The organism is Rhodopirellula sp. P2 (assembly GCF_028768465.1).
Lineage (GTDB): Bacteria > Planctomycetota > Planctomycetia > Pirellulales > Pirellulaceae > Rhodopirellula.
Genome location: NZ_CP118225.1, coordinates 2927500 through 2939109 on the forward strand (window position 1 = coordinate 2927500; position 11610 = coordinate 2939109).

The 11610-nt window shown below is 58.4% G+C and carries 9 protein-coding genes; 4 read left to right on the forward strand and 5 right to left on the reverse strand.

Going from position 1 to position 11610, the window contains the following annotated elements; translation table 11 throughout:
* Positions 1–335: 335 nt before the first annotated feature.
* The 4 genes from coaE to PSR62_RS10370 form a co-directional block, all read right to left on the reverse strand.
* Positions 336–989: a dephospho-CoA kinase gene (coaE, locus tag PSR62_RS10355; RefSeq protein WP_274407680.1), complete on the reverse strand. Its 654-nt coding sequence runs from the start codon at positions 987–989 to the stop codon at positions 336–338.
* Entirely contained in the window at positions 989–1708 is a 720-nt protein-coding gene (locus PSR62_RS10360) for a zinc ribbon domain-containing protein (RefSeq protein WP_274407681.1), read from the reverse strand. Before PSR62_RS10360 ends, coaE begins: the two co-directional genes overlap by 1 nt.
* Positions 1709–1781: 73 nt before the next feature.
* Entirely contained in the window at positions 1782–2786 is a 1005-nt protein-coding gene (locus tag PSR62_RS10365; protein ID WP_274407682.1) for an AAA family ATPase, read from the reverse strand.
* Between the two features lie 11 nt (positions 2787–2797).
* On the reverse strand, positions 2798–4363 hold the full coding sequence (locus PSR62_RS10370) for a sulfatase (protein WP_338020156.1): 1566 nt from the start codon (positions 4361–4363) through the stop codon (positions 2798–2800).
* A gap of 664 nt (positions 4364–5027) precedes the next feature.
* On the opposite strand from PSR62_RS10370, the gene PSR62_RS10375 reads away from it, so the two are divergent.
* Together PSR62_RS10375 and PSR62_RS10380 are read left to right on the forward strand one after the other, a co-directional pair.
* On the forward strand, positions 5028–5714 hold the full coding sequence (locus tag PSR62_RS10375; protein WP_274407684.1) for a DUF2293 domain-containing protein: 687 nt from the start codon (positions 5028–5030) through the stop codon (positions 5712–5714).
* A 216-nt stretch (positions 5715–5930) separates the two neighbouring features.
* Positions 5931–6611 carry a glycine zipper domain-containing protein gene (locus PSR62_RS10380; protein WP_274408203.1) on the forward strand — a complete coding sequence of 227 codons (681 nt, stop codon included), beginning with the start codon at positions 5931–5933 and terminating at the stop codon, positions 6609–6611.
* 633 nt (positions 6612–7244) lie between these two features.
* On the opposite strand, the gene PSR62_RS10385 is transcribed toward PSR62_RS10380, so the two are convergent.
* A complete protein-coding gene (locus PSR62_RS10385; RefSeq protein WP_274407685.1) occupies positions 7245–9707 on the reverse strand; it encodes an ATP-binding protein in 2463 nt (820 codons plus the stop codon).
* Positions 9708–9810: 103 nt separating this feature from the next.
* Here PSR62_RS10385 and PSR62_RS10390 point away from each other — a divergent pair, with 103 nt between their 5' ends.
* Both PSR62_RS10390 and PSR62_RS10395 read left to right on the forward strand, forming a co-directional pair.
* Positions 9811–10650, forward strand: a complete 840-nt coding sequence (locus PSR62_RS10390; protein WP_274407686.1) for a purine-nucleoside phosphorylase — start codon at positions 9811–9813, stop codon at positions 10648–10650.
* 267 nt (positions 10651–10917) lie between these two features.
* The gene (locus PSR62_RS10395; RefSeq protein WP_274407687.1) at positions 10918–11538 is read left to right on the forward strand and encodes a DUF937 domain-containing protein; all 621 of its coding nucleotides are present in this window, start codon (positions 10918–10920) and stop codon (positions 11536–11538) included.
* The last annotated feature ends 72 nt before the right edge of the window (positions 11539–11610 follow it).

Genomic DNA, 11610 nt, shown 5'->3' on the forward strand with positions numbered 1-11610 from the left:
TAACGCGGGGGATTGCCTCTCTGTTGCTGGTTGGCGGTGTGTTCGGTCGCGTTGTGGTGCGGGAGCACACGAAGAGACTGTCCCGTCGGGCACCCGGGGTCAGTCGGGGGAGCGAAGGTTGAATCGTTTCAAACACGCAGGCTGCGAAAGAAAACCCGGCGAATCGGGTGAGGCAAGCCCTCGGCGCCGCGACCAGGTCAGTTGGAGCGAAGGCATACGCCAGTGGTGCGTCAACGCCCAAAATGAGGGGCCGTGGTGGTGGACGAGGCTGCAAGTCCCTCGTTTCTCGACCGCTGCAAAGGACTCGTGACCTCGTCCACTACCCTGGGTTGTGGCTACCCTCCGTCTCGATGTTGAAGGACCGCCAGTTCGGACTCCACCAGTCGACGGAGGTCGGCCTCGGTGCCATTGTTCGACAGCACGCGATTGCTGGCTGCTCGTTTGCGTTCCCAGGACCACTGCCGGGCGGTTCGCCGTTCCAGTTCGGTCTGGTCCCAACCACGTGACCGGAGTAACTCCAGGTGCCGTTCTGGATCGACTTGCAGGCACCAAACTTCGTCGCAGGTATCCCCGTAACCGCTTTCCAAAAGCAACGGGACATCGAGGATCACAAACGGTTGTCCCTCCGTCTTCGCATCGGCAATTCGCGATTGCAGAATCGTTCGCGTTCGCGGGTGCAGCACACCCTCGAGTTGTCGCAGGCGGGCCAACGAGGTTTCGTCGTCCCCGAAGACCAGGTCGGCCAAACGTTCTCGCGAAAGGGAACCGTCGGATGTTTGGATCGAGTCGCCGAACAAGAGCTTCAGCTCTGCGATGACATCGGGTTGGTGAAGTTGGCTTTTGGCGATTTCATCGGCGTTCAGCCAAACGCCCCCCAAGGATTCCAGGTGGCGGGCGACGGTTGATTTGCCACTGCACGGGGGGCCGATGACGCCAATGATTGGCGTGGGGGACGCCGATTGCGAATCGTGGGTCGTCTCAGGGCCCATCAGGCCTGGTACAGATAGGCGTTGCAGTTGGGGCAATGCGTCAGGGTCGACAGCATCACTTGATTGAGGACTTGCGTGGTCAAGGTTTGGTAGCAACCCCCGCACGAGTCCTGTTCGATCGGTGCCATTGCCTCGTCGCCTCGGGCATCCACCAGTCGCCGATAATCCTCTTTCACCGCCGCGGGGATGTCGGCTTCGTGCACGGCGAGTTGTTCATTGATGCGAGCGAGATCTTGGCGAACTTGTTCGAGCCGGGCCTCAATTTCTTTCAAGCGTTTGATTTGGTCTGCCTGGGCCTGTTCGAGTTTTTTCTGGGACCGATTCAGGTCCGCCTCACAGGAGTCGATTCGTTCGAGCACTTCCAGGATTTCATCGCTTTGAACACTGTTGGCTTGTTCGTCGGCGGCGATTTGATCTTTCAGCAGCGAGAATTCTTTGTTGGAGGCTGCCGTGTTCAGTTTGCCCTGCAGGTTGTTCACATGAGCTTCGCGGGACTGCAGTTGCAGTTGCTTCTCATCCGCGGTCATGCGGGTTTTTTTCAACGTTTTGGCGGCGGCGTTCACCTTGGCTTGAGCCTCATCGACCATCGATTGGACGGCCTTGATTTGAAGCGGGCCGCGTCGTAGCTGACTCTCCAAATCGGTGCGTTGTTGCAATGTGTTGTGCAACGTACGCAACAGGACGCTGGAAAACTTAATCGTCGAGGAATGCGAAGCCATCAGGCAGAATGCAGAAGTTGAAGAATGAAATTGAAAAGTGGGGGCGGGATTGTGAGACGGATGCGAGCACCGATCAATCGCCCTTTTCTGGAACCTTCTCCAGAATTTCCAGCAAAACGCGGTCTGTGTCGATGCCCTCGGCTTGGGCTTCGAAATTCAGCAGCACCCGGTGACGCATCGCGGGCAAGAACATTCGCCGGATGTCTTCGAAGGAAACATTGAACCGACCGTCCAGCAAAGCCTGCACTTTCGCAGTCAAAGCGAGGGTTTGGGCACCACGTGGGCTGCTGCCCCAACGCACGTATTCGTTGGTGATCGGCACGCTGTAGGGCCCCTCGGGGTGAGTCGCCATGGTCAGCCGCACCAGGTAATCCTGGACGTGGGGGGCGAGGATGACCTCACGCACCAACTTTTGCCAGCGTTGGATTTCTTCGCCGTCCATGACCTTTTCGATTTCCGGGCGCTCGCCTCGTGTGGTGCGGTCCACGATCGTCGCCAGTTCGTCCCGGTTGCTGTAGCCGACCACCAACTTGAACAGGAACCGGTCCATCTGTGCTTCGGGCAGCGGGTAGGTGCCTTCTTGCTCGATCGGGTTTTGCGTGGCCAACACAAAGAACGGTTGGGCGAGCGTGTAGCGATGCCCGCCCGCGGTCACGGTGCCTTCCTGCATGGTTTCCAGCATCGCCGACTGCGTCTTTGGCGTCGCTCGGTTGATTTCGTCCGCCAGCAAGATTTGGGTGAAGACGGGGCCCTTTTGGAACTCAAATTTCCGTCGACCGGATTCGTCTTCCACCACCATGTTGGTGCCCAGGATGTCGGCGGGCATCAGGTCCGGTGTGAACTGAATGCGATTGAACTGCAGTTCCATGACTTCGGCCAAGGTCCGGACCAGCATCGTTTTGCCGAGTCCCGGAACGCCTTCGAGCAAGCAGTGACCACCGCAAAGCATCGATGTCAAAACCCCACTGACAATCTCATCGTGACCCACGATCACGCGACCAATCATTTCACGGACCGCGACGTATCGCTGACGAAATTGTTCCGCGTCGGCTCGCATCGCATCGACGGTGGTGCTCATAAGCTTCTGTGTCAGTTCGAAGAGTGGAAGTTTGGGTTGGGAACGGGCATTTTGGCCCCCATTTCCGTTTGCCATTGCCGAAGTGCGTCACGCAGTTCAGCGAAGCGTTCAGGTTCGGTTTGCGACAGGTCGGTGGTTTCGCCGATGTCGACCGATAGATCATACAGTTCTGCGGTGTCGGTTTCGTAGAACTCAATCAATTTGTAGTTGCCTCGTCGGATCGCGGCACCTGGACGCCACAGCGAACCATGGTAGTGCGGGTAATGCCAGTGCAGGTCGCGCGGCGAGGAATCAGGGGTGGTTGCTTTGCCAGTGATCGTGGGGAGCAAGCTGATGCCGTCGGCGTGCAATTCGGGGTGAAGTGGCAATCCGACCACATCGAGGATGGTCGGGAATAAATCGGTGCTGCATGCGATCGAGTCGACGACCTTCGGTTGGAGGGAACCTGCCTTGGTCGTTGCTGGGCCGGACATTGTTTGGGGCAGACGAACCAGCAGCGGTTCGCGGATGCCGCCCTCGTACAACCAACCCTTGCCGGCTCGCAGGGGTGAGTTGCAAGTGGGACCGAATTTGCGAAGCGTGGACAGGCCGCCGTTGTCGGAGAAGAACACGACCAGGGTGTTGTCATCGACGCCGTGTTCCTTCAACGCTTTCAAGATGCGACCGACGCTGGTGTCGACGGCGGTCACCATGGACGCGTAGGCCGGGTTGTCTTGGCGGCCACGGGTAACAGCCTCACGCTCGGCCAGGGTCGGTGTGTCGCCTTGAAGTTCAGGGGTGTTCGCTTGCTTCTCTTGGAAGTGATCGATGGTCCGCTTGTCAGGGGTGATGGGCGAGTGAACGTTGTAGTAACTCATCATCATGAAGAACGGTTTGTCTTCACGAGACGCGGTGTCGACCAGGGAGATGGCTTCGTCGGTCAAGCGAGTTGTCAGGTATTCTCCATCGTGCTTTGCCTTCAGGTACGGGTTCTTCCAAGGCGAGTAATAACCGCCCGGTGGTGAGCCTTTGTGACCGCCGCCGATGTTGACTTGGAACCCTTGGTCGGTGGGCAGATGCCCGACGTCGCCCAGGTGCCATTTGCCCAAAAAGAACGTTTGGTAATCGGCGGCGTTTCGCAAATGTTCGGCGAGCGTGACTTCGTCCAAGGCCAGGCTGTCTCGGTCATCAACGTGTTGGAACCGCGGGTTCTGGGCTCGGTCGGTCGACATGCCGGGGATCCAGTCGGTGATGTCAACACGCACCGGGTGGCGTCCCGTCATGATGCTGGCTCGCGTGGGAGAGCACACGGGGCAGGCGGCGTAGGCGTTGGTGAATCGAGTTCCCGATGCTGCCAACGCATCGATTTGTGGGGTCTCGTGATAGGTGCTGCCATAACATCCCAAGTCCGCCCATCCCAGATCATCAACCAGGAACAACAAAACGTTGGGGCGTGATGCTGTCGGCGAGGGTTCCTCTGTGGCCAGAGTCGGTTGGTTCGCGAACGAGGCAATTGTTGCAAGCAACAGCAGGGCCGTTGTCACCAGGTTCAATGACGCACGCGGGGGCGATGAGACAAGGCTATGAGATCGCATCATTTGACGGCACACGTTGTCTAGCAGAGAGAGGGGGCAGAGCCTGGGCTGACGAAAATCACTTCGACTGAAAGGCTTGGGCTGTTTCGCACTGGCAAAGCGAAACGCAATTTGCGCTCACGATTCGGAGAATCGAGCGACATTGTCGCACAACTCTCCGAGTTGTCAGCGTTCGCCTCGGATGGGCTAAAACTCGACGAAGCACATTACTATCAGCCCAGCCAGAGCCTGATCGTGGATCGAGCTTGGCGTCATTGTAGCCCAATTTGGGGACACCGTTGGGGCTGGCTTCCAGGGGCATCGGCTTCCAGCCTGTGTTTCCCCGCCTCCAGTCTGTGCTTCCTCACAGGCTGGAAGCCGATGCCAGTTTGGGTGGGAGGCTATGACGGTTGTATCGGAAATCGATGTGTCGGGACTGGGGTGTGGCGTTGCGGGTTGCGTGCCGATATTGAGAGTCGTGGGAGTCAGGTCGTCTCTGTTCGATTGCTTATGTGAGCGGTCGAGTGGAGTTTGGGAGTTGCTTGGGACTTTGGAGCGTTGGCCCCCTCACCCGAACGTCGCTGAACGCTCCGTTCGACCTCTCCCCCAACAAAATTGGGGGAGAGGTGACTATGAAATTTGCAAGTGAATCTGCACGCAATACTCTTCACCCCATTCAGAGACGACGATGGCGGATCGATCCACTGAAACATTGACGGGTTCCCCTGGTCCAACCGAGCGATCCGTGCGTTTGCCCTCGGGAGAAGTCTGCCACGTCCCGAGCGGGTGGGAGTTGTTGCCGCCAGGCGATGCCGGTGTGACTCGCCGGGTGAAGGCCGCTGGGCCGACTTGGACGGTCAAAGAGAAAAAGGGCCGACGAGAATTTTCGCAGGGGCTGTGGGCGGACGCGAAGCAGATCGCAGATGCAAAAGCATCGATGGAAGCAACTCGGTCGACGGCAGGGTACGCCAAGAAACAGGCTGCCGCGAAGAAGCGGCGAGACGAGAAGCAAGGCGAGTACGTCGAGGATTTCTTCCAAGCTGTCGATGACTTCTTGAAATTTGCACCGGATTACTCCGCTGTTGCCAAGCACCTCGCCAAGGCGGTCACCGAGCACGCGACTCCGGTCGGCAGTGGCACGGTGGCACGTACGGAACGGATCCCGATCGAGCGTCGAGCTGAATCCGCCGTGATCGCTTGGATGCGTCATCAAACGACGGCTTACGACAACATGAAAATCGAACGCGTCAAAGGCCGCCGCCGGGAGGTGCGTCGCGAACTGGCCGCGAAATCTCGCGAGTTGCTGCAGAAGTATCGCTCGGGCGAGGAAAACGCGATGGTCGGCTGCCCGCTGGCCAAGGCGCTGCGGGGATGAATGCGCGGCAGAGTTTCGTCACGCGGTTTCACAGAGCAGTTTCACGGGTGATTGCGCGCGGTTGAGTGAGGGGATACAAAAAATTGGCGTTGTCGTTGAAGGGATTGCCGATCTAAAAGCATAGATGGTCGATGGATGGTCTCTGTCGCAGCCGAGGCGAGCAAAATTTTTCCGTTCGCGTTCCCTTCGTTTGCCCCGTTTGAGGTGGCATTGAATATGAAAACCCAATTCAACTTTTGCGTCCGTTTGATTCTCGCCGGTGCCGCCCTGTTGGCATCGGGGGTCTTCTCCCCCCACAGTGCCATGGCTCAAGCCAATACCCAACGCGGGGCAACTTGGGGCGGCATCACGGGTGCGATCGCGGGCGCGATCATCGGAGACAACAACGGCGAAGCGGGAGCGGGAGCCGCCATCGGTGGCGCCGTCGGCGCGGTCGCTGGTGGGGTGCTGGGCAACGCGAAGGACAAGGAGCTGCGAGCTCAACAGTACTATGGGCAATCCACCTACGCCCAAACCACTCCCGCTTACACGCCTGCACCGGTTCCCGCCGGGGCGGTCTCGTTCAACGATGTTGTTGCGATGAGCCGCAGTGGAGTCAGCGAAGGGGTGATGCTGAATCAAATCGCGTCCCGCGGTGTGCAGCGACGCCCCGTCGTTTCAGACATCATCACGTTGCACCAGCAAGGTGTCAGCGAAGTCGTGATCTCAGCGATGCAGAACGCCCCTGTCGGTGACCAGATCATGTCCCGAGCACCCACGGTGGTTGAAACGCCGGTTTATGTGCCCGCTCCCCGCGTGTACGTTCAGCCGGCGCCGGTTTATCGTGCTCGCCCCGTCTACCGTGCACCGCCTCGTCACGGTCACAGCAATGGATTTCATATCCACTACGGTCGCTGATCAGAAGGCTGTTTCGGCCGCAATCGCAGCCTTCGATGTTTGCTGATCAAGCAAATCCTGTAGCACGGCGGTCCCCGCCGTGAATGCATAAGTGCTCGAGCTTATGCTGCCCCTCGCTTCGCTCGACCCAAACCTCTTTTCAGAAGCGGTCGTCGAGCGAATCAAGGAGAAGCAGAGCATCAGAGTAGAACAGTTGTCCTCAACTGTTCCGTCGGGCAGCCCTCCAGGGCCAAGCCTTGTTGGCAGCCAATTCCGCTTGCTAGCATTCGCGTCGTGCTGCTCGACGACATCGATGACGTCGATCGTGCGATGCACCATTCCATCAGCCACGCCGAATTGTCAATTTAAAATTGTCAATTTCACTTTTTCAATCGCATGCTTGGGCGGCGCACCCACCTCACCGTTGCGAGTCTGTCACCGCTCCACGGATGGAAGCAACGTCACGCCGCTTCCCGTGCTCGGCCCTCACCCTCGCGGACGCCTGAACGGCGTCGCTCGACCACTCCCCAAACTTCGTTTCAGGAGAGGTGAATGGTGCGAATGTTGGTAGGCGGAGTCGTCCGATTTCCGTGCGTCTGAATTCTGGCGAATCCAGCGACGAGTTATGTCGGTCAACGGGGCTCAACAGGGTGCTTAAAACAACGCGGTGGCTTCGCCGGTGGAGTCGACTTGCCAGGGCGTCCACAGAATGACGGGGTCACCGATCTTCAGGTCGCTTTTTCGCGGTGGGATCGTCACCGTTTCGAGCTCCAGGTTTTCGATGTCGAATTCCTGTCCGAGCTGATCGATCTCATGACGCAGTTCGTCTTCGAGTTCTTGCATGTCGATGTGCAGTTGCTCCAGCGCCGCTTCGGCGCGTTTGACATCGCCGCGTTGTTGAGCGGCGCGTGACGCGCCACGTGCCGCCGTCGACATCTTGGAAACGTTCGTTCGACTGGCAATCTTGCGTCCCATGAAGGCACTGATCAGCGAGGTGCCAAAGGACAGCAACGATGACATCTTGGCCGATTCGTATTGCCCTTCTTCACGGGCAATTCGCTCCTCTGCCGTTCGCATTTTGCTCTCGAGTGACTTCATCTTGGAGCCGTACTTGTCTCGCAGTTTTTCCGTTTGCAAATCGCGTTCTTCACGAGCGGCTTGTTGGAAGTGCAGTCGTGCCTCGACTTCATTGGCACCTGCAGGGGCGTACTCACCGAGGGCGGGGCTTTTGAAAAGCTCCATGGGATGATGGCGGTAGAGATAGTCTTTCAATCGCTTTTGAATCGACTTCAGTTTGCTGGCTCCGCGAAGGTCGTCGGGCAGATCGGTGAAGTCGAAACCTTCCTCGGGATCGGACACCCATTCGGCGTCGACATCCAGAGGTTCGCTGGATTCCCACACATCCTCGGGAACGCCCTGGCCGCATCGCAAGACTCGGCGGGCATCGACCCATTCGTCCACGCCGGCGCTGCTGCGGACGAAGTGCATGGAGCCTTCGCCCAGCAACGCCGCTCGGTAAACACGGCGACCCTCGCCGCCAGGGTACCGAATGGGAACCAAGAACGCTTCGCCGATTCCGGTCGGCAAAACCGGGCGGCTGGGCGAGGAGACTTCATTGGAGACCGATTCGTGTTGACCGGCTTGTTCGGCCGCCAGTTCCGCCTTGCGGTCGGCCATCAACATGGCGATTTGGTCGCGAGCCAAGGGGCCCGCCAGGAACGACATCGCCCAGCGAGTTTGGAACACGGTCGGCCCGTCGTCGTGGACGTTGTTCATCAGGAACACACGGCTGCCCAGTGAAGCGAGCAATTGTTCCATCTCAGCTTTGTTGAAGGGTTTGCCTGATTGCGCAGCGGCTCCTTCCAGCCCATCCAGGACCCTCGCTTTGTCGCGTTCGGTTTGCAAGCGGCCGAGGAACCAAGTGCCGATGTTGGACAAGCCTTTGTAGTCCAGGTCGACTGGGTTCTGAGTCGCAAGTGTGACTCCCAGTCCAAACGCTCGGGCTTGTTTGAGCAGCGTCAGCATCGGTGGTTTGGATGGCGGGTTGGCGACCGGTGGGAAGTAACCAGCCACCTCGTCCATGTACAGCATCGCGCGCAGTGAGCTGGTGCCGCTTTGCGTTCGCATCCAGGAGACGATCTCGTTGAGCAAGATGGTGACGAAGAACATGCGTTCTTGATCGCCGAGGTGTGCGATCGAAAGAATCGAGAGTTTGGGTTTGCCTTCTTTGGTGTACAGCAAATCGGGGATCGAGAGTGATTCCCCTTCCAGCCACGACGAGAACGCGGGGGACGCCAGCAAGTTATTGAGCGTCATCGCCAGTTTGGCTCGTTCGCTGGGCGGCATGAAGGTGTCGAGGTCGAGCACACCGACGCGGGTGATCGGTGGTGCGGAGATCAAACCGATCAAGTCACCGATCGTGACGCTGCGTCCGTCCCGCCAACAATGGTCCAAGATCGAGCTGATCAAAATGTGTTCGCGTGAAAGCAGCGGGTCCGCTTCCATCCCCAGCAGCGTTAGCAATCCCGAGGCAGCACCCGTGACACGTTCTCGCATCGCGTCGGTGTCCGACAGGACCTCCGGGGGTGGCGCGTCGAAGCTCTTCAGGACGGTCAGCGGGATCCCGGTGTTGCTGCCGGGGGTGTAGATCGCGACGTCGGCGGCGGCTTTGAAGCGGGCGACGCGGTCGGTGGATTGCCCCCAGGAGGCCAAGCCGTTTTTCCAGGTCTCGGCTGTTTTCGCAGCGTATTCCTCCAGCGTCATGCCCTTGCGAGACGCCTCGCCTTGTTCCAGCCAGGGCAGGAAATCGTCGGGTTTCATGTCGGGGAAGGCGAGCATCAGGTTCGCCAAATCCCCTTTGGGATCGATGCAGATCGCTGGGATGCCGTCGATCGCGGCTTCTTCCAGCAAGGACAGGCACAAGCCGGTTTTTCCGCTGCCGGTCATGCCCACGCACATCGCATGCGTGCACAGGTCTTTCGCATCGTAGAGCAGCAAATCGTCGAGTGCTTTGCCGTTGGCGAGATCGTACTCGCGTCCCAAATAGAACGTGGCCAGCTTTTCAAACACGTCGGGAGACGGTGTGGCGGATGTTTGAGTGGGAGAAGATGAAGGCATGCGACGAATCATGTTGCGAGCAGACGAGTGGATTCCAAGCGGTTGGTAACATACAACGTTCGGCAGTTTCAATCATCGGTGGCACTCCAACTCAACCTGATCCATGCTCGATCTGCACGACAAAATTGAAGAAGCCTGCACAGAAATCCGTCGTCACACCCGCGACACGCCGCGCGTTGGCATCATCCTGGGGACCGGACTGGGCGGTTTGGTCGAGGACATCGAAGTCGAAGCCTCGCTGGATTACTCGGAGGTGCCGCACTTTTTGAAGTCCACCGCAACCAGCCACGCGGGACGTCTGATTATCGGCCGCATGGGTGGCGTTCCGGTGTTAGCGATGGAGGGTCGGTTCCACTTTTATGAAGGGTACGACTTGAAAGACATCACGTTGCCTGTGCGTGTCTTCAAGGCGATGGGAGCCGAGTTGCTGATCGTCAGCAATGCTTGCGGGGGAATGAACCCCTATTTCAACAACGGCGACATCATGGTGATCGAGGACCAGATCAACTTGATGGGTGGCAATCCATTGATCGGGATCAACGACGACCGCTTGGGGCCACGTTTTCCCGATATGTGCGAACCCTACGACCAAACTTGGATCGACCGCACGTTGGCCATCGCTCGACGCAATGAGATCTATCCTCACAAAGGTGTTTTTGTGGCCGTCGCGGGACCGTGCTTGGAAACACGCGCTGAATATCGCTACCTCCGTCAGATCGGTGCCGATGTCGTTGGAATGAGTACCGTTCCGGAAACGATCGTCGCCGTGCACGCCGGAATGAAAGTGGTTGGATTGAGCGTGATCACCGACATGTGTTTGCCAGACGCTCTGAAACCGGCCGATGTGTCGGAGATCATTGCGACGGCAAATGCCGCGGAGCCCAAGTTGCGAGCCATTGTTCGAGGCATCGTCGAAGAGTGCGGCGAAGTTCGGATCGCTTGAGCGATGCGGTCGCGACGGGGTGATCGCGACGGGGGGATCGCGACGGGTGCCAAGGTGGTGTGGCGAGCGATACAATCGTTCACGCACCATCCATTCTTTTCGAAAGCCCGTTGGGGCAACGCTGTGAAGCGTTCATTGACCGTGTTGAGCAGTTGATTCAAAACCCGAATGGGTCAGCGGGGGATTCCGCGAACAATCTCGGTCCCTCGCTGACGCGTTCGGGTTGTGAAAAGTGCTTCACCGCGTTGCCATTTCTAGGATTGATCTATGTCTGAATTGTTGGAACAAGTCGGTCGACAAATGACGCCCGAGCGTATCTCAAGTCTGAGTCGAGCGTTGGGCGCGGATGAGTCTTCGGTTCGGAATGCGGTCAGTGCCGCCTTGCCAACCTTGCTGGGCGCGGTGACGCGTCAAGCCGACGATCCCACTCAAACGGCTCAATTGCATCACGCGTTGGAGCGTGATCATGACGGTTCGGTGCTGGATCATTTGAGTGGATTGTTTGGTTCCGATGAGGCAACCCAAAATGCAGGCGTGACGTCCAAGACCACCGCTGGCGGCGCGATCTTGGATCACATCCTGGGCAACAAGAAAGAACGTGTCGAACATGGTGTCAGCGCAGCGAGCGGTCTTTCGATGGGACAATCGACCAAGTTGATGATGATGCTGGCGCCTGTCCTGATGGGCGTGCTGGGACAGCAGCGAAAGTCCAAGGGTTTGTCGCCCGATGGCTTGGGGGACATGCTTCGGCAAGAAAAGGCGTCGGTTCAGCAATCGGCCGATGGTGGCAGCATGTTGGGCCGGATGTTGGACCAAGACGGCGACGGCGACTTTGACATGATGGATGTCGTCCAGTTCGGCATGGGCCGGTTGTTCGGTCGCAAGTGAGCCAGGACACGTTCCATTTCTGTCTTTTCCGACGGAAGCGTACGCTGCACCTCTCCTGAAACGAAGTTTCGG

Coding starts and splice junctions, on each gene's coding strand:
- coaE (WP_274407680.1), bottom strand. CDS start 989: ATGGGCCCTGAGACGACCCACGATTCGCAATCGGCGTCCCCCACGCCA.
- PSR62_RS10360 (WP_274407681.1), bottom strand. CDS start 1,708: ATGGCTTCGCATTCCTCGACGATTAAGTTTTCCAGCGTCCTGTTGCGT.
- PSR62_RS10365 (WP_274407682.1), bottom strand. CDS start 2,786: ATGAGCACCACCGTCGATGCGATGCGAGCCGACGCGGAACAATTTCGT.
- PSR62_RS10370 (WP_338020156.1), bottom strand. CDS start 4,363: ATGATGCGATCTCATAGCCTTGTCTCATCGCCCCCGCGTGCGTCATTG.
- PSR62_RS10375 (WP_274407684.1), top strand. CDS start 5,028: ATGGCGGATCGATCCACTGAAACATTGACGGGTTCCCCTGGTCCAACC.
- PSR62_RS10380 (WP_274408203.1), top strand. CDS start 5,931: ATGAAAACCCAATTCAACTTTTGCGTCCGTTTGATTCTCGCCGGTGCC.
- PSR62_RS10385 (WP_274407685.1), bottom strand. CDS start 9,707: ATGCCTTCATCTTCTCCCACTCAAACATCCGCCACACCGTCTCCCGAC.
- PSR62_RS10390 (WP_274407686.1), top strand. CDS start 9,811: ATGCTCGATCTGCACGACAAAATTGAAGAAGCCTGCACAGAAATCCGT.
- PSR62_RS10395 (WP_274407687.1), top strand. CDS start 10,918: ATGTCTGAATTGTTGGAACAAGTCGGTCGACAAATGACGCCCGAGCGT.